Here is a 21,020-nt window from a genome sequence, read left to right as displayed (position 1 = left end):
GTAAAAGGTGTTAAAGTGTGAATTATTATAAAAGAAAATGAATATTTATTCTTTAGGGGGATGTAAAATGGAGAAGAAAAAAGTTGTATTAGCATATTCCGGAGGTCTTGATACTTCCGTTGCAATTAAATGGTTACAAGAGAAGAATTATGATATTATCGCGCTTTGTTTAGACTTAGGGGAAGGTAAAGACTTAGCATTTGTGAAAGAAAAGGCACTTTCAGTAGGTGCAATTAAATCATATATGATTGATGTTCAAGAAGAATTTGCAAATGAATATGCATTGATGGCGATGCAAGCACACACGCTATATGAAGGGAAATATCCTCTTGTTTCTGCATTATCTCGTCCACTTATCGCGAAGAAATTAGTAGAAATTGCGGAACAAGAAGGCGCGACTGCAGTGGCACACGGATGTACAGGGAAAGGGAATGATCAAGTTCGTTTTGAAGTTTCTATTCAAGCATTAAATCCTTACTTAGAAGTGATTGCGCCTGTACGTGAATGGAAATGGTCACGTGAAGAAGAAATTGCCTATGCAAAAGAAAACAATGTACCAATTCCGATTCATTTAGATAGCCCGTTTTCAATCGATCAAAACTTATGGGGACGCAGCAACGAATGTGGTATTTTAGAAGATCCATGGGCAGCGCCGCCAGAAGATGCATATGAGATGACATTAGCATTAGAAGATACACCGAATAAACCAGAGTTTGTAGAAATCGGTTTTGAAGCAGGCGTACCGACGACTTTAAATGGTACTGCATACCCACTCTCAGAACTAATTAAAACGTTAAATGCACTTGCTGGAAAACATGGCGTTGGACGTATCGATCACGTAGAAAATCGCCTTGTCGGTATTAAATCGCGTGAAGTATATGAATGCCCAGCAGCGATGACATTAATTACGGCGCACAAGGAACTGGAAGATTTAACACTCGTAAAAGAAGTAGCACACTTTAAACCGATGATTGAGCAAAAAATAACAGAACTTATTTATAACGGTTTATGGTTCTCGCCTTTAAAACAAGCGCTTCATGCTTTCTTACAAGAAACGCAAAAAAATGTAACAGGCATGGTGCGTGTGAAATTATTTAAAGGTCATGCAATTGTAGAAGGGCGTAAATCTGAGTACTCTTTATACGATGAAAAATTAGCAACATATACTGCTCAGGATGAATTTAATCATGATGCAGCAGTTGGATTCATTTCATTATTCGGTTTACCGACGAAAGTATACAGCCAAGTGAATCAAAAGAAGGTGGAAGCGTGAGCAAACTTTGGGGCGGACGTTTTACAGAAGAAGCGGAAGCATGGGTTGAAGAGTTCGGAGCATCCATCTCCTTCGATCAACAATTAGTAAATCAAGATATAAAAGGAAGTATTGCGCACGTCACGATGCTAGCAAAGCAGGGCATCGTTACGAAAGAAGAAGCAGAGAAAATAAAGATAGGTCTTCAATATGTATTAGAAGAAGCGAAACAAAATAAACTGCATTTTTCCGTTGAAGCGGAAGACATTCATTTGAATATCGAAAAGATGTTAATTGAAAAAATCGGTGAAGTAGGCGGAAAACTTCATACTAGCCGAAGTCGTAACGATCAAGTAGCGACAGATATGCACTTATATTTAAAAGAAAAAGTAAAACATATTATGAAAGCTACAAAACAATTGCAGACGGTTCTTGTTCATCAAGCAGAAAATAACATTGAGACAATTATGCCTGGCTATACACATTTGCAGCGTGCCCAGCCAATTTCATTTGCTCATCATATTCTCGCTTATTTTTGGATGTTAGAGCGTGATGTGAATCGTTATGAAGATTCGTTAAAGCGTATTAACATTTCGCCATTAGGAGCAGGAGCGTTAGCTGGGACAACATTCCCGATTGACCGAGAATATAGTGCGGAGCTTCTTGGATTTCATGGAATCTATGAAAATAGTTTAGATGCAGTAAGCGATCGTGATTTCATACTGGAGTTCCTAAGTAACTCCTCTATGCTTATGATGCACTTATCACGCTTTTGCGAAGAACTTATTTTATGGAGTAGCCAAGAGTTTCAATTTATTGAAATGAGCGATCAATATGCAACGGGAAGCAGCATTATGCCGCAAAAGAAAAACCCGGATATGGCAGAACTTATTCGTGGTAAAACAGGCAGAGTGTACGGTAATTTATTTAGTTTACTTACAGTAATGAAAGGATTACCACTAGCTTACAATAAAGATTTGCAAGAAGATAAAGAAGGAATGTTTGATACAGTAAAAACAGTAGAAGGCTGCCTTCATATTATGGCGGGCATGTTAGAGACGATGACTGTAAATAAAGAAAAAATGGGGCAAGCTGTAACACAAGATTTCTCTAACGCAACAGAAATTGCTGACTACTTAGCAAACAAAGGACTACCATTCCGTCAAGCTCATGAAATTGTTGGGAAGTTAGTGCTACATTGCACACAAAAAGGAATTTATTTATTAGATGTCCCGCTTGAAACATATAAAGAAATGAGTTCGTTATTCGAAGAAGATTTGTATGAAGTTCTTTCACCATATGCAGCTGTAAAACGTCGTAACAGTGCTGGCGGGACTGGGTTTGAGCAAATTGAAAAAGCTTTGGAGAAGGCGAAGGGGTTAGTTGGAGAGATTGTAGGAATTAAATGATGTATGAGATAGAAGGTAAGGTGCTTTTTATAGAAAGCACCTTACCTTTTTGTATTTAGATTTTTACAGGAGTATTTATCATTTCATAATTATTTTTCATAATCATAAAATGATGTTTTTCATGTATCGCTAATAGTTGAATAGATTGAATCAAATTAGGGTAGTGAGCAATTGGATCTAAAAATACGATATGTCCTGCAATATTTTCTTCTATATTTTGAACGAGCTTTTTTATTTCATTTGTTTCACGTGTAAGTAATTCTTCTAATTGAGTTACATTCATAGATTGATAGACTTTTTTTGAAGGGATTAAAATCCAAGGTGCTTTCATTCCTTTGCCATGCTTTTCTTTATATTCGGCATAAATGTCATGTATGTCAGTTGCAAATGGGGCATTTTTTCTTAGCTTTGCATAAGGGATAAGGGTGAATGAGAATTTAATCGCTACTTTGAGCATTTTTGTAATTAAATATAAGTGATAAAAATGCTCCCCAATAGACCATTTTCCATTCTGTGGGCGATACCATAGTTGTTCTTGAGATAGTGAATGGAGATGAGGAAGGAACTCGCTCCTTTGTACATGTAGTGTATGAAAATGTTTTGAGATATTTTCAGATTTCATATTTTGACACCCTTCACATTTTTCCTAATTATAGCATTTTTCGTGTGGATGTAAGTAAGCCTAGGGCAATTTGCTCTAGGCCTACAATGTATCGATTAATCATACTTATGTCGATCTTCCGTAATTCGAATATACTCAATATCCATTAAATCTCGCAGTAATGCACCGTTACTTAGTTCCACGCCGTGTTTCTCTTTAAAATGAGTGCGAATCGTATCTAGCATTTCAATTTCTTTGCCGCTCACGTCTAAAATAATGCGTTCAGAATCATCCATATAGCATCCTCCTTTTTTAAACATATATATTTTGTCCGTCTATTTCTAAAAAATGTATGTTAACGTAATGTTAGGAAAAAAAGAAAGGAATGGAAAATGAGACGTATTTATTTTATAGGTTTAATTTTGTACACCTTAATTGTATTACACGTTGCATTCCCAAATATCTTTTCATTTGAGGATGTAGAGACAGTACACGTTGGGATATTTATCTGTATTCTATTTGTAGTAGATTGCTGTATTTCGATATGGCTTTCGAAAAGAAAACATGTACAACAAGATAAAAAAGAAATGGAACGGAAAAAGAGAAAACGTTCATTTTGGATAACGACGTATTGTTTTTCTTTAGTGATTGCTGCCGCTTTTTTTAGTGAGCATGTTCCATTAGAAAGATTAAATATTGGCTTTGGAGCGTTCGTATTTGCATACTATTTTTTCATGCACTTTCTTCCTTATATGAAAGAAAAGCGAGGAGAAGAGGAATATCCGCTTGTAGAAGAAGCGAGAGAACAAGAGCATAAGAGAATAGAAGAAGATATAAAGAAACTCGGGGAACAAAAATGGTATTTGAAATCTAAAATCATATATGTTCTTTGCTTTATTACGCCGCCAATTGGCTATTTGTATGTTTTCTTTCTCCGTAAAAAAATGACAGAAGATGCAAGACAATCTTATTTAACAGTAGCTACGATTATGATGGCATTGTGGTCCTTAAAATTTCTTCCGCCTTATGTGTTGGCAATTACCGTTGTTGTTATAGCTTGTCTAGTATTTCTAGTAAAATATGTGAAATGAAAACCACCAAGCCCATCTGGACTTGGTGGTTTATTTATAAATTAAAGCTCACCTTGCTCCTCATCACCACGAACAACAAGGACATCGCATTTCGCATAGCGAATAATATGTTCAGAGACGCTACCAATTAGGAAACGTTCAACAGCATTTAAACCAGTTGCACCACACATAATTAAATCTACTTTATGATTTGGAGCGATTTCTTTTGAAATTTTTGATTTAGGATTACCAAATTCTAATACAGTTTCAATTTTTTCAAGGCCAGCTTCAAGCGCAGTTTTTTTGTAGTCTTCTAATAAGTCTTCTGCAAATAGATTTGCACGTTCAGCAATTGCACGGCTATAAGCTTCTACTGCTGAGTATGCTTTTACATCAACGATATGAGCAATAGTTAATGTTGCATTGTTGCGTTTTGCGACTTGAATTGCTTTTTTAAAGGCTTTTTCTGCTTCTTTAGAACCATCCACCGCGATTAAAATATTTGTATATGTATTATTCATAGTAAATTCCTCCCAATCATTTTTATTACCGTTTACAACTTTATTATAAAACAAATTTTGGTAATGTGCTTGTCGGAAACGTTACAGAATTTCGAAAACTCTGTTTTGATTCATTTTAGTTGTAATTGGTGCGAGAACTTGTTACATATGAACTATAGCAATTTAAAAGGAGGCAGTTTTGTGAGACATGCGCTCATTACAGCCGGTACGAAAGGTTTAGGAAAGCAAGTAACAGAAAAGTTATTGGCTAAAGGATATTCAGTAACAGTAACGTATCATAGCGATATCACGGCTATGGAAAAGATGAAAGAAACATATAAAAATATGGAAGAGCGTCTACAATTCGTGCAAGCGGATGTCACGAAAAAGGAAGATTTACATAAAATAGTAGAAGAAGCGATAAGCCGTTTTGGCAAAATTGATTTCTTAATTAATAATGCTGGTCCATATGTATTTGAACGAAAAAAGTTAGTCGATTATGAAGAAGATGAATGGAATGAAATGATTCAGGGTAATTTAACAGCGGTATTTCATTTGTTGAAACTTGTCGTTCCGGTTATGAGAAAACAGAACTTTGGCCGTATTATTAATTACGGATTTCAAGGGGCGGATAGCGCACCGGGATGGATTTATCGTTCAGCTTTTGCCGCAGCGAAAGTAGGACTTGTTTCATTAACGAAAACAGTTGCTTACGAAGAAGCTGAATATGGTATTACTGCAAACATGGTATGTCCTGGTGATATTATTGGTGAAATGAAAGAAGCGACGATTCAAGAAGCACGTCAGTTGAAAGAACATAACACACCAGTTGGTAGATCTGGAACAGGTGAAGATATTGCAAGAACGATTGCGTTTTTATGTGAGGACGATTCCGATATGATTACCGGTACAATTATTGAAGTGACTAGTGCAGTTGATGTTATTCATAGACATCGATAGAGAAAAATAAAGAGAAGTTTCGAATAATTGGACAGTTTATCCTTTATGCAAAGAGGTGCGGATAATACTGTCCTTTCATGTAAGATTAAATCTATCGGAAAACTTGTATTATTTTTTGTCAAATATTGAGATATTATGTTAAAATATAAGAGCGTAGAAAGCGCTTTAAAAAATGATTCAGGGGTCATTTCATAACTCAAGGGGGAACTAATCATGCGTATCGGTATTCCAACAGAAATTAAAAACAATGAAAACCGCGTGGCAATGACGCCAGCGGGAGCAGTACATTTAGTACAAAATGGTCACGAAGTTTTTGTTCAAAAAGGAGCAGGTTTAGGATCTGGCTTTACAGATGAAGAATACGTACAAGCTGGTGCGAAACTTGTAGAAACTGCTGAAGAAGCATGGAATCAAGATATGGTTATGAAGGTAAAAGAGCCAGTAGCAAGTGAATACGGCTATTTCCGTGAAGGTTTAATTTTATTCACATACTTACACTTAGCTCCAGAACCAGAATTAACGAAAGCATTAATTGATAACAAAGTTGTATCAATTGCATACGAAACAGTACAATTAGACAATCGTTCACTACCATTACTTGCACCTATGAGTGAAGTAGCAGGTCGTATGTCTGCACAAATCGGTGCACAATTCCTTGAGAAAAACAAAGGTGGTAAAGGTATTTTACTTGCAGGCGTTCCAGGGGTAAAACGCGGCAAAGTAACAATTATCGGCGGTGGTCAAGCTGGTACAAACGCAGCTAAGATTGCAGTAGGTTTAGGTGCAGATGTAACAATCATTGACTTAAGTGCAGAACGTCTTCGTCAATTAGATGATATTTTCGGTAACCAAGTAAAAACATTAATGTCTAATCCATACAACATTGCAGAAGCTGTAAAAGAATCTGATCTTGTTATTGGTGCAGTATTAATTCCAGGGGCAAAAGCGCCAAAACTTGTAACAGAAGAAATGATTCAATCAATGGAACCAGGTTCTGTCGTTGTAGATATCGCGATTGACCAAGGTGGTATTTTCGAAACAACTGACCGTATTACAACTCACGACAACCCAACTTACGAAAAACATGGCGTTGTTCATTATGCAGTTGCTAATATGCCAGGTGCGGTTCCACGTACATCAACTCTTGCATTAACAAACGTAACAGTACCATATGCAGTACAAATTGCGAACAAAGGCTATAAAGATGCTTGCTTAGGCAACACTGCATTATTAAAAGGTATTAATACATTAGATGGATATGTAACATTCGAAGCGGTTGCAGAAGCGCACGGCTTACAATACGCTGATGCGAAAGAGCTTCTTGAGAAAGCTCCTGCTTTATCATAATAGAAATACATTTGAGACCTTCCTTTATGAGGAGGGTCTTTTTTTATAAAAAAATTGTAAAAAATTGTTGTATATTACTATAAATATTTAGTGATTGTGATAATTTAGAATTATATAAACTTTTGAAGGGAGGGATTAGATTGGGCAGAAAAAGTAAGCGAAGGAAGCATAAAAAACAAAGAGGAGTGATAAGGAGTAAACATGAGTTAGTAGTTACGAAAAAGAAGCCTAGGTCTAAAATTGCAAGTGGTTTAATAGATGCGGCGAATGTTATGTATTTTATTGTCATGGGTATTATTTTTATTAACTTAATTAAGTTACCAGTTTCAAATTTATCTTTACATGTATTTGTACTTATTATTTTTTTAATGTTAGCTATTTTAGTACATGTTTTAGTGTTTGGAACATTACTATCAACTAATAAGAATGGTGGAAAAAAAGTACAAAAAAAGAAAAGAAATTCGTCTTATTATGCAAGCTCATCAAGTGGATTCGGTGACTACAGTAGCAACGATTGTAGCAGCTCAAGTGATGGTGGAGGAGATTGCGGAGGTGGTGGAGACTAAGCTAGTTTTTCAGAAGAACGACTAATGAAAGGATGAGACGAAAGATGGAAACTGTGAACTTAATAGAATTAACAAAGGACATTCAAGATCAACATAGAAACTTCGTTGTTTCAAACGTGAATAATCATTGCTTACGAATCGCTGTATTTACTGGTGAATATGATTGGCACTATCATTCTAATTCGGATGAATTATTTATTGTACTAGAGGGAGAATTACTTATCGATTTTGAAGATGGAGAAACAGCGGTATTAAAGCCAAATGATTCTATTTTAATTCCAGCATGCACGATTCATAGAACGAGAGCATTAAAGAGAACGGTAAATCTTTGTTTTGAAAATATAGAGGCGGATACGATTAAAGTGGAGCAATTATGAAACGATTAGCTGTAGCCGAGTATAGAAAAATTCTTCCGATTTTAGAAAGTCATATAAAAACAACGACGTTTGCTTATGCTGTATGTGATCAAATGATAGATGGTGAGGTTTTTGCAAACGAAAAATTAACAGCAGGACTAATTCGTACAGTGAATGGTATTTATTATTTGTTTGGTGATACATGTGATCAAAATTATAACGAAGATTTATTTTCTTATTTAAAAATAGTTATTGAAAAAACAGAGAAGAGATTTACATTGTTCACTTCGAGTGACGAGTGGGAAATGATGATTGAAGAGCGTTTTAGTCATGTACTTCGGAACATTCCGCGAATGAAATTTCAAAGCGTAACCTTTGAAGAAAGAAAACGAGATTGTAGCAAAAATACATATGAAGTGAAGCGTATTGATAGAAGAGATATAGAACGAAGCAGTGAGTTTACAGAGGAGTACTACAAAGAATACTGGGGATCAAAAGAAACGTTTTTAAACGGTGGTTTTGGATTTTGTATAGAACAAGAGGGAATGATTGTAGCGGAATGTGTTTCAATATTTAACGGGAATGGATTTGCTGAAATTGATATTGTGACGCAAGAAGCATATCAAGGGAAAGGATTAGCACAATCTGTTGCAACACGGTTCATTGAACATTGCATGCAAAATGATATTACACCGTGCTGGGATTGTTATGTAGACAATATTTCTTCGCGAAAATTAGCTAACAAATTAAGTTTTCATAATCCAGTAGAATATAGTTTATTTGTACGTAAGAAAACGGGGGAAAAAAAATGAATGTAGAATTAACGAGATTTAAAGTAAAGCCTGGTAAAAGTCATCGTGTAGATGAATGGATGCAGCTTCTTAATGACAATATGAAAGAAGTACTTTTGACATTAAATGACGAAAAGATGTACGTTGAGACAATTTTCCGGGAAATAAGAGATGGAGAAGAGTACTTATATTGGTATTCTGTGCAAGGAGAAGGCGGGGCCCTTGTCGAAAATTCTCATCATGAAATTGATAAAAAGCACTTAGCGTTTTGGTATGAGTGTATTGATGAAGAAGCACCTTCTGTTGATATGAAAACAGAAGTTGTTATGATTCAAGGTGTTGTGAAGGAAGCGATGAAATAATAGAATAGTAGGTTGGAGAGAAGCGCATCAAAATAGATGTGCTTTTTATTATGAAAAAAAATTTTAGAAAAGCTGTATACATTTTACGCTCTCAAACGTTGAGTATATAGAAAGGAGAGCAGGATGAGCCATGATACGTTTGAAAAATTATTAATAGAGAAGTCAAAAGCTGTGTTTGGATATTTAATTAAGATTGGAGCAGATAGAAAAGAAGCGGAGGATATTGTGCAAGATACGTTGTACAAAGCTTTATTACTTATGGGGGAAATACCATTAGAGCATTTAACACCGTGGCTCTTTAGAGTTGCGATCAATCAGCACCGAGATATACATCGAAAAGAAAAAAGACTAAATCCCATTGCGATTGAATCTGTCGTTCTTATTGGTCAAAAGTCGTTAGATGAAGTGCTTTTAACAAGTGAACTACAAGGCGAGGTACAAGAAATATTGGAGACGATGACGGAGGATTATCGTCATATTTTACTGTTGAAATATGAGTATGAACTATCTTATAAGGAAATTGCTATTTTATTAAGTATGAAAGAAGAAACAGTGAAAACAAGTTTGTACCGTGCAAGAAATCAATTTAAAAAATTGTATAGGAGGAGAAACGATGAGTCGGAAGGACTTTGATTTAAATATGGATGATAAGCAGATGAAGACTTTGATGAAGAAGGCAAAGAGGAAGCAGTTTTGGCGAAATCTCGTGATTTCAGTAGTTGTGACATTAGTCTTGATTACAGGTAGTATGAGTTTGTTAATTTATTTTAACGAGAAGAATAAGCAAGAAATGGATCAGAGAGTATATTTAAGACACAGTGTTCAAGGGCCTAATATTATTTTTAATGGACATACAAAGCTAAGTATGGGAATAGCTAGCGGTACAATGATGTACAGTTCTTATAAAAACATTCAAGGACAACCAGTTAAATGGATTGATGAAATTTATGAGTATTCGATTTTTGGTTATAGTCAAAAAAATGATAATGGAAATACAGGTTTAGAAGAAGAGAATATAAATAAACAATCAGAATTTGCTACAAGACAAGATTACAATAGACAGACAATGCAAAGAGAAATGCGGTTTTATTTACCTTTTGTAAAGTATTTAAACTATGTGAATGATTTAGAGAGGATTAGTGAATTACAGAATAAAGTTGCAGAGGTGGCACTATCTTTTGATAAGGCATATACAGCGGAGGAAGTAGTAAAAATGCTTCCTGAAGGAATACGACCTGTGTGGCTTTGGGTAGATACATACGATGAAACGAAGGCAGAGACATATACAGGACTAGCAGATCCTGAAACCGGAGCAGTTTTAAATGCAGAGGTATCGATGAATATTTTTGGTTTTAAGGGGAGTTATGCTGATAAGAAGGAAGATGAGTACGAGGATATGAAAGGAAACTCAGCGGGGTTTCTTGAATCTATGAAATCTTTAAGTGAAAATAAAGGGGGATATCAAGAATATTTTAGGACAAACTATGATGAAATAAAAAACACTGAACCAAAAGACCTACCAATATACGGTGTAGTCGTAACAGGCAAAACAGAGGATTTACAAAGTTTACAAGGAGCACCATATATTAAGGCTGCTGTTAGAGGTGTAACAGTTGAGAAATATTAATTACAGCCTATTAATGTGAATAATCAGAAAATTTATGTTATAATATATGAAAAGGAGGTTCATATGAGGCAAATACATGGAGCAATTTATATTTACATAACAATGTTTTTCGTGGCGATATCTTATGGATTAGGGCACGTGTATTCGCATCCTATACTAACTTTTTTAAGCGGAGCATGTATGGCGTTTGCGCTTCTTGTCCACCTTTTCTCAGTTTGGATCGTGAAATTTCAATTAAATATTAGTGAAATAGAAGAAGGCACTTTTTAAGTGGCCTTCTTTTTTTAATAATATTTTGGAAGCTCTTGTAGCAATTTTTCAATTTCATATTCAGTTTCTTTACATATAGACAGTGTACGTAATCTGAAAAATAAGCTACGTAAGAAAGATTTTATATTTCCGTATAGAAATTCGTATGATTCAATATGTAGCGTGGATTTTTTTACTTGTAATTGAGCGACTAAATCATGAAGGGCTAATATGAGTACTTCTTCCTTTAGGTCATTTTGCAGCATTGCGACAATCGGATAAACGATACGTTCATCTTCTTCATATTTGTAATAGATGGAATGAACACAAACTTTGTTTAATAAAGTTTGTAATATTTCTTCGTAATGTAAAGTTTCCAGTTTAGGACTATTCACAAGCGCCTCAAATGTATCGGAAGCATGAGCGATACTATGTGCCCAGCCGTGGTCTTGCACATATCCGCGGAAATCATGCTCGTTGTTCATATATAGAATTAATTGATCTTTTACATTTAAAATATCATTCTGTGATAAGAAATTATGATTTGTATCAGCGTCAATAATGAGCGCAATTAATAATGTTGTAAATGCTCGGGTAAATACTGCATCTTCGTCATTTGAATAAATCTTATACAATAAATATTTTTCACCGGTGCTTTCTAATAGTAGTTTCTGTAATTGCGTGTGTGAAAGGTATTCCTTTTTGATGAGATGATAAAAAGTAGAGTAAATAAGTTTGTCCCTTAAATAGCTATCGGTAACACCGATGTGTTCAAGCATATTGGAACTTAAAGAATCAATGTTAATTGTGTTATCCAGTATGTAATTATTATTACGAATTTCTTCTAACTGTTGTTGTAACATATAAACCTCCTATTTTAGAAAATTCTGTATTTTAATAGTATAATAAGAGGACGAAATAGACAATAAATAAGTGCATTTGAATGGAGGGGCATGATGAAGAGAGCATTATTCTTTTTTATTAGTATTTTCTTTTTAGGAAGCTGCTCGATTTCGTATGTTACTTTTTCTAGCGAGATCAAAAGTTGGAAGGGACAATATAAAGGCCATATTAAGGATGACAGTGAAGATGGAGTGTTTACGTTTCAATATAAGGGTGGAGATGGGAATACAGAATTTAAGAATTTAGAGATTGCTATTAATGGAGCCTTTAGCACAATGACACAAACGTCAGAAAATCATAAAGGAGCAAAGGTTGAAATGAAGTCTTCTTGTGTAAGTTGCGCGCCTTTATCCCGCTTTAACGGGCAGTAAGACCCCCACCTCAAAATTCAGCGGAAGCAAAGAAGTTAGGTGGGGGATCAACTGTCCGTAAAAGTCCGATTGGTTCAACTAATAATCAGTGGGGGATGAACAAAACCCCCACTGATTAAAGTTTCACTTTATCTAAAGATGAACCGATAGAGATTGTGATTAAATGGGATGATAAGTATGAGGAGAAGATGGTTTTAAAGCCGAAATAGCGTAGAGTGAGGAGTTGCGAATGGATAGGCATATGAAATTTTCTATGTTCATGTTTTTAGGTGTAGTTCTAATCATATTAGCAGCGTGTACTACAAAATCAGTAGAGCAAGTAGCGGTAAAAGATGTACCTAAAGAGGGGTATATCATATTAAGAGATGACACAGTGTTTTTGGCCGATGGTAAAACGTTTGAAACAAAAGTAGAGTTACAAAATTATATAGAACAACAAATGAATGAAGAACATCTATCACATACGGTTTTAAGTTTTAAGGATAAAAGCGCATATAATCAATTAAAAACAGGGTGTAAAATAAAAGTATGGTCTTCTCAAACGCTTGAGAGTTATCCAGCGAAAATGATAGTAGAGAAATTCGAAATAGTAGAGAAATAAAAAGGCAGCAATTAAGCTGCCTTTTTATTATTTCACAAATTGTAATTCTTTCGGGAATTTCGTTAAAATTTCTGATCCGTCTTTTGTGATGTAAATATCATCTTCAATACGAACGCCACCTACGTTTGGTACGTAAATACCTGGCTCGATTGTGAAGACCATACCTTCTTTTAATGGAGATTCGTTGCCAGCTTTTACATCTGGATATTCATGTACGCTAATTCCAAGTCCGTGACCAAGGCGGTGCGGGAAGAAGTCGCCGTAACCTGCATCTGCGATAACAGAACGAGCAGCGTTGTCGATTGCGCCAAGTGTAACACCTGGTTTACATGCTTCAACTGCTTGTAGTTGTCCAGCAAGTACAGTGTTGTAAATACGAGTTTGTTCTTCAGAAATCTCGCCGAATGCTACTGTACGTGTAATGTCAGAGCAATAGCCATCAATGATAACGCCTAAATCAAATAGTACGAAATCGCCGCGTTTCATTTTGTTTGCACCTGGAATACCGTGTGGAAGAGCAGAGTTTGCACCAGCTAATACCATCGTATCAAATGACATTTTATGTATGCCTTTTGTTTTTAATTCGTGTTCAATAATTGCTAATACTTCTAGTTCGCTACGATCTTCTTTAATTGCATTTACACCAACTTCAACAGCATAGTCTGCCATTTTAGCTGCTTCGCGTAAAATAGAAAGTTCTTTTTCGTCTTTAATTAAACGAAGTTCACGAACTTTTTCCTCAGCTGATTTGAAAGCTGCATTTGGGAATAGTTTTGTTAATTCTTCGTAGCGCTCTACGTTTAAATGTTCTTTTTCAATTGCAACTGCGTTTGCATTGATACCGCGGTCTTTAATTGCTTTTGCAATCATATCCCATGGTCTGTCAGTATCAGTAAATCCGATAATTTCATGTGCCCAGCCAGCGTTACGTGCTTGGCCTTCTTCCATTTTAGGGCAAATTAAAATAGGTTCTTTTTCTTGGAATACAAACATACCAAGAAGTCTTTCGTGTGGTTCACAGTGGAAGTTTGTCATGTAGAAGACGTTTGGTGTAGAAGTTAAGAACGCAGCTTCTACGTTTTTTTCTTTTAGCCATTGCATTAAATTTTCTAATCTAGCATTCATCGATTGGCACCCCCGAGATATTTAATTACAAATATAACTTTAACTCGGAAGAAAGCGTTATGACAAGTAAATAGATGTTAGAAAAGACAGGGAATTGAAAAATCATGTAGAATAAAATGTGAGAATGTGAATAGGGGAGGAATGTAATAATGAAAGTATCTTATCATGGGCATTCAGTTGTAAAGATTGAAACGAATGGAAAAGTGATTGTAATTGATCCATTTTTAACGGGAAATCCGAAAACAGATTTAAAGGCTGAAGATGTAAAAGTAGATGCGATTCTTTTATCGCACGGACATGGTGATCATGTTGGAGATACAGTAGAGCTCGCGAAGAAAAATAATGCAGTTGTAGTGGCGCCATTTGAACTAGCGACATTTTTAAGTTGGCAAGGTGTAAAAACACATCCGATGCATATTGGTGGTTCACATGAATTTGACTTCGGAAAAGTGAAGTTTACACAAGCATTCCACGGCTCTAGTTATATTGATGAAGATAATAAGACGATTACATATACAGGTATGCCAGCGGGTATTTTATTTACAGCAGAAGAAAAAACTGTGTATCATGCAGGGGATACTGCTCTATTCTCTGATATGAAATTAATTGGGGAACTAAATAACATTGATGTAGCATTTTTACCAATTGGTGATAATTTCACAATGGGACCAGAAGATGCTGTTTTAGCAGCAAAATGGGTTCAGGCGAAAACTGTTGTACCGATGCATTACAATACGTTCCCAGTAATTAAACAAGATCCATATCAATTTGTAGAAAAGCTACAAAATTGTACAGGGAAAGTATTAGAAGCTGGAGAAAGTATTACACTATAGAAAAGAAACCCTTCATTTGAAAAGACAAGTGAAGGGTTTTTTACGTGTGTAGGACAGCTTGTAAAGGTTGTACTTGTTTTGATGATTCTTTTCTTTTTGGAAGTGGCTGTTCAGGTGTTTCATTCAATTTCATTGCAACTTTTTTCCCGTCTACGAAAGCTAAAAATACAGCACCTACAACTTCTAATAATTTTTTCATCATGTATCCGCTCCTTTGTTTCATTTCTTGTCTTCATTGTATATGGAAGTGGCTGGACAAACTATTGAACGAGATGACAATACCATTACATTGTTGTAATGGAAGCAGTGATGTAATGTAAGGCGTATTTTGTTATAAAAAAAATAGTACAGATATACAAAGAGAGAGTGTAACAGTTTTGAAAATATAGTATACTGAAAATACAACACATGAAGAATTTAGGGAAAAGAAAGTATGGTGAAACCATTTGGCTACCAAGCATAACCAAATTTTAGAACATATTAATAGCCTGCCAGTAGGGCATAAAATTTCTGTAAGGCAAATTGCAAAAGATTTGAGTGTAAGTGAAGGTACAGCTTATCGTGCAATTAAAGATGCAGAAAATAAAGGATATGTTAGTACGATTGAACGTGTCGGAACAATTCGAATTGAACAAAAGAAGAAAGAAAATATTGAAAAGCTGACATATGCAGAAGTCGTTAACATTGTCGATGGTCAAGTACTTGGAGGCAGAGAAGGACTACATAAAACGTTAAATAAATTCGTAATCGGAGCAATGAAATTAGAAGCGATGATGCGCTATACAGAAGCTGGAAACTTACTTATTGTCGGTAATCGTACGAACGCACATCAATTAGCGTTAGAAACCGGAGCTGCGGTGTTAATTACGGGCGGATTTGATACGGAAGATCATGTGAAGAAATTAGCAGATGAATTAAAACTGCCGATTATTTCAAGTAGTTACGATACATTTACAGTTGCAACGTTAATTAACCGTGCGATTTACGATCAGCTGATTAAGAAAGAAATTGTACTCGTTGAAGATATTTTAACGCCAATTGAAGAAACGTTATATTTAAAGCCAGATGATACAGTGCAGCAATGGCATGCGTATAACGAAGAGACGATGCACGGAAGATATCCGATTGTTGATGAAAATAAAAAGGTATTAGGTATTGTAACTTCAAAAGATATGATCGGTGTAGCGAAAGAAACACCAATTGATAAAGTGATGACAAAGCATCCAATTACGGTAAATGGAAAAATATCTGTTGCAGCTGCGGCGCGTATGATGGTGTGGGAAGGTATTGAGTTACTTCCAGTTGTTGATGAAGGAAATAAGTTGCAAGGTATTATTAGCCGTCAAGATGTACTGCAGGCATTGCAAATGATTCAGCGTCAACCGCAAGTCGGCGAAACAATCGATGATATTGTAACGAATCAATTCATGACGCCGAAAGAAGCGAAAAATGAGCATCTATATCAATTTTCAGTGACACCGCAAATGACGAATTCAATCGGAACGCTATCTTACGGTGTATTCGCAACGATTGTGACGGAAGCAACGAATCGCGTTATTCGTGCGCAAAAGAAGAGTGATTTAATTGTTGAGAACTTAACAATTTATTTCGTAAAACCAGTTCAAATTGACAATGTTGTATCCGTTCATCCGAAAGTATTAGAAATAGGACGTAAATTTGGTAAGGTTGATGTAGAAGTACATCATGAAGGTAATGTTGTTGGGAAAGCATTACTTATGGTGCAATTGATCGATAAATAAAAAGATGGAACAAATCGTTTTGGTTTGTTCCATCTTTTTTTGTTAAAAGGATAGAAACAAAAAATAAATAGCGTATCATTTCATAGTTATAATAAAAATACTAAAAAATTTGAAGATGTGGAAGTGGAATAGCGATAAGGAGGAAGCGAATGGGTGGAATACTTTTCTTTTTAGTGGTCGTATGTTTCATCATTATTCATGTGTTAACGCATAGAAGAATGAATGGTCTTAAAAAGAGGTTGTATTTTGTAAGTTTGACTCTTACTAGTATAGGTGCTTTTATTCCCATATCAGGAGAAAATAAGCCGGATTTTCTTTATTTTGGTGTACCAGCTGAAACGTTTGTTTATTATGGTGGATGGGAATGTTGGTTTAATCCATTAGGCTTTTTCTTTAACTTTATTTTGTTTTATTGGATTTTGAAGCTATTACTTAAGTTCGGTGAGAGTTTTGGGAGAGAAGTAAAAAAATAGCAGGATATGTATCGGTACGGATAGAAAATTGGTGATTAGTCGATAAGATAAGCTATTAATTATTATTATACTTCACTATACGAACTAGGGGGAGAAGAATGGATTTTCACATTAAAGAGCAGTTATGTAAGCAATATAATTTAAATAGTTTTACGGAAGTTTCATTATTGCATGGGGGAGAAAATCAAACATATATATTTGAATCGGACAAAAATAAACTTGTAGTTAGGCAGTATAGAGAAGGACGTTATACAGCTGAGCAAATAGAGGCTGAAATACATTGGTTAATAGCGTTGCAAAAACAAATGTTAATACCAGAAGTAGTTGTAAATAAAAGTGGGGATTGGATTACATCTGTTAGGAAAGATGAGAGGAGTATCCAGTATTTTGTTGTCTTTAGTTTTATAAACGGAAGCGAGATTTTAGAACCGAAGGATAAAGATTATGAAAAACTTGGATCATTAATGCGAAAGTTTCATGAAAATGAAAATAACTTACTTAAGGAAGTACCACAAGGTTGGAAAGGTTATGAAAGACCTATATATAGCGAGCAAAAGATTATTCACGAGCCTTTACAATGTTTATTAAATACTTCGTTTTTATCTTATGAGGATAAAAATAAGTGCATGAGAATTGCAGAAAGAATGCTAGAACTCACAAATTCAACTCAACTAGGAGAAAAACAATTCGTTCATGGTGATATGCATTTTGGTAATGTTCTTGTAGATAAAGAGGATTGGTATTTACTCGATTTTGATGAATGCGGATTTGGGTATAAAGAGTTTGATATTGGTGTTCCTAGATTGCATTCAATTGCTTCGGGACAGTTAGAAAAGATATGGGGTAATTTCATGATGGGCTATGGAGAAAATATTTCAGAAGCAACCATTCGCCTTGGGACTGCTTCAAGATTGTTTTATATGGCTGGAAAAATTCCATTAAGACTTGATATTGAACCTATTAGAAAAAATCCTGTTGCTTTTATTCGCAGGTATATTCAGTATGCGGAAGAGGAATTAGGCGGTAAGACAATTGTATGATAAAAAAACAGAATATTAATTCATTTAGATTCTAGACTATGTTATAATTTAATTGTAAGAAAATGGATTTCTGGAAGGTGGTATGCATTATGTCATCAACAGTACTCTTTTTTGGTAGTATTGCACTATTTTACTTCCTTGTGATGATACCGATTCAATATTTATATTTACAAGGTTTACATGAAAAAAAGAAAAAAACAGGATTATCTCAGCGAGAGCTATATGAAAAAATGTCTTTTGGGGAAGAACAATTACATCTCCATGTACAAGGCAATCCATTCAATATTCCTTCTGCGTTTGTTGCATATATGATTTTAAAAGTTAGAGGACGTAAAAAAGCATCACAATGTTGATGCTTTTTTACGTTGTTTCATAGACTTCGGCTTCTTCAACTGCTAATGGTAAGAAATGTTTATATTGGCGAAATCCATTACATACACTTGCACTACCAAATAGAACAAATAAAACACCAACGATAATACGAGCAGTTGAAAGTTCCAAAAAGAATTGGTTTATCCCGAAGAATAAGACGAATGAACCGAGTGCCATTGCTGATTTTCCTGAGAGCCAACCTTTCTCCATTGGGCGGTTTGTACGAAAGTATTTTGTTTTGTAGAAGAGGTACAACATAAATGAGACAATAATACAGAAGACTAATACTGGCATCATGCACACTCCCATCGCTTTATGAAAAATAATAGTGGAGAAAAAAGAAATATCTAAACTTTCTAACTTTTATTATAAAGCAATTGTTCGCATGTATGAAATACTTTCCGTTATAATGGAGGATAAAGTGAGACTTTCATTAGTGTGGGGATGTTTCCACGCGCTAATAATTAGCCCCAGCCATTGGGCTTTTACTGCACGTTAAAGTGAAGAAGTTGAATAAAAAGGAGATTATACATATGCATGAGCAAATTTTAGGAGCAATTAAAGAGTTTGATACAATTATTATTCATCGTCATGTGCGTCCGGATCCAGATGCGTTAGGTTCACAGGGCGGTCTTAGTACAATTCTACAAGAATCGTTTCCAGAGAAAAATATTTATACGGTTGGGTACAATGAACCGTCATTAGCATATTTACGAGTAATGGATGATATTGAAGATAGTGTATACGAAAATGCGCTTGTTATCGTTTGTGATACAGCAAACCAAGAACGTGTTGACGATCAACGCTATACAAAAGGGCAGATGTTAATCAAAATTGATCATCATCCAAATGAAGATCCATACGGAGACATTACGTGGGTAGATACGACAGCGAGTTCTACAAGCGAAATGATTTATGAGTTTTATAATTATGGAAAAGATAAAGGATTACAAATAACAAAAGAAGCAGCTCGTCTTATTTTAGCAGGTATTGTTGGGGATACAGGTCGTTTCTTATTCCCGAATACAACAGCGAAAACACTTCGTTACGTAAGTGAACTTGTTGATATGGATGTGAAATTCACAGATTTATACAATGAAATGTATAAAACAAAAGAAAAAATCGCTCGTTTAAACGGTTATATTTTACAAAACTTTACGATGGTAGAAGAAGGAGCAGCTTACATTAAATTAACAAAAGAAGTATTAGAAAAGTTTGATGTACTTCCTTCTGAGGCATCCGGCGTTGTTGGAGCACTTGGTAATATTGATGGATTAAAGGCATGGGTTCTATTTTTAGAGGAAGACGATGTGATTCGTGTTCGCCTTCGTTCAAAAGGACCAGTTATAAATAAATTAGCAATGCAATATAACGGTGGAGGACATCCGATGGCTTCTGGTGCAAAAGCATCTTCTTGGGAAGAAGCGGATCGTCTATTTGCTGATTTACGTGAGATTTGTAAATAAGAAATTATATGTTAGAACGAAAAGAAGGAGTGGCGCTAAGCCCTCCTTCTTTATTTTTCTTTCTCTATCGTAATGCTAATTTCAAGCACGGTATCAAAAGATATTGTATCGACTTTAAAACGGTATAGCCGATCGTAATGTTTGTACGTCTTGTTTTCGATTACTTTTTTGAGTAGGTCTTTATTTTTTGCGATACTTTGTATGTTTTTCGTTAAAAGATGCTGGAGGTCATTATGGATAGATGTAGTCATATTTTCGAGTGTAAGATTGTCTAAATCGTATTTTTCTCGATTTATAAGTTTTATTTTAATCTCTTGAATGGTTAAGAGCCGTTTATTTTCAGTATTCAATTTTTCTTGGTCTTCGAGAAGGACGTGGAGCTTTGCTTCTTGTTTTTCTATAATTTCTCTTTGTTCTGCTATTTTACTAGCTTGTTCTTCTTGAAAAACACCGTATATGTACAAAAAAATAAACCAGCTCAACACGCCTCCAACAGCAGCGCCAGCTAAAACTAAATACCATCTTTTTGCTGTATTGGCACTTGGTACTCTCATACATGTTCCTGCGTTAGCCATTTAATAATAATAAGACCGGTTTGCATACCACCTGTTGCGAAAAAAATAAGGAGAATTTGTTTTACGATATCTTTCATATCCCCGCCAAAGAAACTTCTTTCAAAACTATAAAAAGTATCAAATGTTCCGCCAATCGCTGCAACGAGTGCCCAAATTCTTAAATTTTGGGCGAATTGATTAATGTAAGTTAGAGTTGGTTTTCCGATAAGAAATGCACCAAATCCACCAATTAATGAACCACCAAGTATAACCCCAAAGGCAATAAAATAACTAATAATAAGCAGAGAGAAAAAAGTGTGTTCTCTTACATCCATCGTCATTCCCCTTTCTTCTTCATATATATGGACAAAGTATAAGAAGTATGTTTTGATTTCCTCTTTCCTCTTCACCTATAATAAAAGTAGTCAAATA

Annotated in this window: 28 protein-coding genes and 1 pseudogene; 20 read left to right on the top strand and 9 right to left on the bottom strand. The window is 35.1% G+C overall.

What is annotated here, in order from left to right:
• The first annotated feature begins 67 nt into the window (after positions 1 to 67).
• Positions 68 to 1,273: an argininosuccinate synthase gene (locus tag AC0NJG_RS23720; RefSeq protein ID WP_001970907.1), complete on the top strand. Its 1,206-nt coding sequence runs from the start codon at positions 68 to 70 to the stop codon at positions 1,271 to 1,273.
• Positions 1,270 to 2,661, top strand: a complete 1,392-nt coding sequence (argH, locus tag AC0NJG_RS23715; protein WP_474063532.1) for an argininosuccinate lyase — start codon at positions 1,270 to 1,272, stop codon at positions 2,659 to 2,661. Before AC0NJG_RS23720 ends, argH begins: the two co-directional genes overlap by 4 nt.
• A gap of 55 nt (positions 2,662 to 2,716) precedes the next feature.
• On the opposite strand, the gene AC0NJG_RS23710 is transcribed toward argH, so the two are convergent.
• Entirely contained in the window at positions 2,717 to 3,283 is a 567-nt protein-coding gene (locus AC0NJG_RS23710; RefSeq protein WP_076873244.1) for a DinB family protein, read from the bottom strand.
• Between the two features lie 95 nt (positions 3,284 to 3,378).
• Positions 3,379 to 3,558: a ProA domain protein gene (locus tag AC0NJG_RS23705; protein ID WP_140168702.1), complete on the bottom strand. Its 180-nt coding sequence runs from the start codon at positions 3,556 to 3,558 to the stop codon at positions 3,379 to 3,381.
• 96 nt (positions 3,559 to 3,654) lie between these two features.
• Between AC0NJG_RS23705 and AC0NJG_RS23700 the strand changes: the two genes are divergently transcribed.
• The gene (locus AC0NJG_RS23700) at positions 3,655 to 4,353 is read left to right on the top strand and encodes a hypothetical protein (RefSeq protein WP_143881594.1); all 699 of its coding nucleotides are present in this window, start codon (positions 3,655 to 3,657) and stop codon (positions 4,351 to 4,353) included.
• Between the two features lie 41 nt (positions 4,354 to 4,394).
• Here the strand turns inward: AC0NJG_RS23700 and AC0NJG_RS23695 are convergent, their stop codons facing one another.
• Positions 4,395 to 4,853, bottom strand: coding sequence for a universal stress protein (locus AC0NJG_RS23695; protein ID WP_001066673.1), 459 nt, complete (start codon positions 4,851 to 4,853; stop codon positions 4,395 to 4,397).
• Positions 4,854 to 5,000: 147 nt separating this feature from the next.
• Between AC0NJG_RS23695 and AC0NJG_RS23690 the strand changes: the two genes are divergently transcribed.
• From AC0NJG_RS23690 to AC0NJG_RS23650, 9 genes are all read left to right on the top strand, one after another.
• Positions 5,001 to 5,792: an SDR family oxidoreductase gene (locus tag AC0NJG_RS23690; protein ID WP_474063531.1), complete on the top strand. Its 792-nt coding sequence runs from the start codon at positions 5,001 to 5,003 to the stop codon at positions 5,790 to 5,792.
• 213 nt (positions 5,793 to 6,005) lie between these two features.
• Positions 6,006 to 7,139 (top strand): alanine dehydrogenase, encoded by a 1,134-nt coding sequence (ald, locus tag AC0NJG_RS23685; RefSeq protein ID WP_001219405.1) that lies wholly within the window; start codon positions 6,006 to 6,008, stop codon positions 7,137 to 7,139.
• Between the two features lie 140 nt (positions 7,140 to 7,279).
• Positions 7,280 to 7,705: a hypothetical protein gene (locus AC0NJG_RS23680; RefSeq protein ID WP_087996653.1), complete on the top strand. Its 426-nt coding sequence runs from the start codon at positions 7,280 to 7,282 to the stop codon at positions 7,703 to 7,705.
• 44 nt (positions 7,706 to 7,749) lie between these two features.
• The gene (locus AC0NJG_RS23675; protein WP_061656386.1) at positions 7,750 to 8,082 is read left to right on the top strand and encodes a cupin domain-containing protein; all 333 of its coding nucleotides are present in this window, start codon (positions 7,750 to 7,752) and stop codon (positions 8,080 to 8,082) included.
• Positions 8,079 to 8,873 (top strand): GNAT family N-acetyltransferase, encoded by a 795-nt coding sequence (locus tag AC0NJG_RS23670; RefSeq protein ID WP_474063530.1) that lies wholly within the window; start codon positions 8,079 to 8,081, stop codon positions 8,871 to 8,873. Before AC0NJG_RS23675 ends, AC0NJG_RS23670 begins: the two co-directional genes overlap by 4 nt.
• Positions 8,870 to 9,214 carry a DUF6176 family protein gene (locus AC0NJG_RS23665; protein ID WP_087996657.1) on the top strand — a complete coding sequence of 115 codons (345 nt, stop codon included), beginning with the start codon at positions 8,870 to 8,872 and terminating at the stop codon, positions 9,212 to 9,214. The genes AC0NJG_RS23670 and AC0NJG_RS23665 overlap by 4 nt, the downstream gene beginning before the upstream one ends.
• 123 nt (positions 9,215 to 9,337) lie before the next feature.
• Positions 9,338 to 9,847, top strand: a complete 510-nt coding sequence (locus AC0NJG_RS23660; RefSeq protein WP_474063529.1) for an RNA polymerase sigma factor — start codon at positions 9,338 to 9,340, stop codon at positions 9,845 to 9,847.
• Entirely contained in the window at positions 9,828 to 10,841 is a 1,014-nt protein-coding gene (locus AC0NJG_RS23655) for an anti-sigma factor (protein WP_173601217.1), read from the top strand. Before AC0NJG_RS23660 ends, AC0NJG_RS23655 begins: the two co-directional genes overlap by 20 nt.
• Before the next feature lie 63 nt (positions 10,842 to 10,904).
• Positions 10,905 to 11,111: a hypothetical protein gene (locus AC0NJG_RS23650; RefSeq protein WP_001248905.1), complete on the top strand. Its 207-nt coding sequence runs from the start codon at positions 10,905 to 10,907 to the stop codon at positions 11,109 to 11,111.
• A 14-nt stretch (positions 11,112 to 11,125) separates the two neighbouring features.
• Here the strand turns inward: AC0NJG_RS23650 and AC0NJG_RS23645 are convergent, their stop codons facing one another.
• Entirely contained in the window at positions 11,126 to 11,953 is an 828-nt protein-coding gene (locus tag AC0NJG_RS23645) for a DUF2785 domain-containing protein (RefSeq protein WP_087954110.1), read from the bottom strand.
• 93 nt (positions 11,954 to 12,046) lie between these two features.
• On the opposite strand from AC0NJG_RS23645, the pseudogene AC0NJG_RS23640 reads away from it, so the two are divergent.
• Together AC0NJG_RS23640 and AC0NJG_RS23635 are read left to right on the top strand one after the other, a co-directional pair.
• Positions 12,047 to 12,349: pseudogene (locus tag AC0NJG_RS23640) on the top strand (hypothetical protein); the annotation flags it as partial.
• 244 nt (positions 12,350 to 12,593) lie between these two features.
• Positions 12,594 to 12,965, top strand: coding sequence for a DUF3221 domain-containing protein (locus AC0NJG_RS23635; RefSeq protein WP_173601218.1), 372 nt, complete (start codon positions 12,594 to 12,596; stop codon positions 12,963 to 12,965).
• Between the two features lie 27 nt (positions 12,966 to 12,992).
• Here the strand turns inward: AC0NJG_RS23635 and pepQ are convergent, their stop codons facing one another.
• The gene (gene pepQ / locus AC0NJG_RS23630; RefSeq protein ID WP_000994026.1) at positions 12,993 to 14,090 is read right to left on the bottom strand and encodes a Xaa-Pro dipeptidase; all 1,098 of its coding nucleotides are present in this window, start codon (positions 14,088 to 14,090) and stop codon (positions 12,993 to 12,995) included.
• Between the two features lie 149 nt (positions 14,091 to 14,239).
• On the opposite strand from pepQ, the gene AC0NJG_RS23625 reads away from it, so the two are divergent.
• Positions 14,240 to 14,923: a metal-dependent hydrolase gene (locus AC0NJG_RS23625; RefSeq protein WP_173601219.1), complete on the top strand. Its 684-nt coding sequence runs from the start codon at positions 14,240 to 14,242 to the stop codon at positions 14,921 to 14,923.
• Positions 14,924 to 14,963: 40 nt separating this feature from the next.
• On the opposite strand, the gene AC0NJG_RS23620 is transcribed toward AC0NJG_RS23625, so the two are convergent.
• Positions 14,964 to 15,122 (bottom strand): hypothetical protein, encoded by a 159-nt coding sequence (locus tag AC0NJG_RS23620; protein ID WP_173601164.1) that lies wholly within the window; start codon positions 15,120 to 15,122, stop codon positions 14,964 to 14,966.
• A gap of 247 nt (positions 15,123 to 15,369) precedes the next feature.
• Here AC0NJG_RS23620 and AC0NJG_RS23615 point away from each other — a divergent pair, with 247 nt between their 5' ends.
• The 4 genes from AC0NJG_RS23615 (at position 15,370) to AC0NJG_RS23600 (ending at position 18,549) form a co-directional block, all read left to right on the top strand.
• Entirely contained in the window at positions 15,370 to 16,683 is a 1,314-nt protein-coding gene (locus tag AC0NJG_RS23615) for a CBS domain-containing protein (protein ID WP_087954116.1), read from the top strand.
• Positions 16,684 to 16,832: 149 nt separating this feature from the next.
• Positions 16,833 to 17,156: a hypothetical protein gene (locus AC0NJG_RS23610; protein ID WP_087954117.1), complete on the top strand. Its 324-nt coding sequence runs from the start codon at positions 16,833 to 16,835 to the stop codon at positions 17,154 to 17,156.
• 98 nt (positions 17,157 to 17,254) lie between these two features.
• Positions 17,255 to 18,196: a phosphotransferase enzyme family protein gene (locus AC0NJG_RS23605; protein WP_474063528.1), complete on the top strand. Its 942-nt coding sequence runs from the start codon at positions 17,255 to 17,257 to the stop codon at positions 18,194 to 18,196.
• A gap of 89 nt (positions 18,197 to 18,285) precedes the next feature.
• On the top strand, positions 18,286 to 18,549 hold the full coding sequence (locus tag AC0NJG_RS23600) for a DUF3949 domain-containing protein (RefSeq protein ID WP_000099739.1): 264 nt from the start codon (positions 18,286 to 18,288) through the stop codon (positions 18,547 to 18,549).
• Positions 18,550 to 18,556: 7 nt separating this feature from the next.
• On the opposite strand, the gene AC0NJG_RS23595 is transcribed toward AC0NJG_RS23600, so the two are convergent.
• Positions 18,557 to 18,862, bottom strand: coding sequence for a YtpI family protein (locus tag AC0NJG_RS23595; RefSeq protein ID WP_087954120.1), 306 nt, complete (start codon positions 18,860 to 18,862; stop codon positions 18,557 to 18,559).
• Between the two features lie 239 nt (positions 18,863 to 19,101).
• On the opposite strand from AC0NJG_RS23595, the gene AC0NJG_RS23590 reads away from it, so the two are divergent.
• Positions 19,102 to 20,034, top strand: a complete 933-nt coding sequence (locus AC0NJG_RS23590; protein ID WP_087954121.1) for a DHH family phosphoesterase — start codon at positions 19,102 to 19,104, stop codon at positions 20,032 to 20,034.
• Between the two features lie 50 nt (positions 20,035 to 20,084).
• On the opposite strand, the gene ytrI is transcribed toward AC0NJG_RS23590, so the two are convergent.
• Positions 20,085 to 20,588, bottom strand: coding sequence for a sporulation membrane protein YtrI (gene ytrI, locus AC0NJG_RS23585; RefSeq protein ID WP_001265736.1), 504 nt, complete (start codon positions 20,586 to 20,588; stop codon positions 20,085 to 20,087).
• The gene (locus AC0NJG_RS23580; RefSeq protein ID WP_001998397.1) at positions 20,585 to 20,998 is read right to left on the bottom strand and encodes a YtrH family sporulation protein; all 414 of its coding nucleotides are present in this window, start codon (positions 20,996 to 20,998) and stop codon (positions 20,585 to 20,587) included. The genes ytrI and AC0NJG_RS23580 overlap by 4 nt, the downstream gene beginning before the upstream one ends.
• Between the last annotated feature and the right edge of the window lie 22 nt (positions 20,999 to 21,020).

The organism is Bacillus sp. SSR7, from assembly GCF_055902415.1.
Note: the sequence above shows the minus strand (reverse complement) of the source record. Positions and strands in the feature narration are given on the sequence as shown.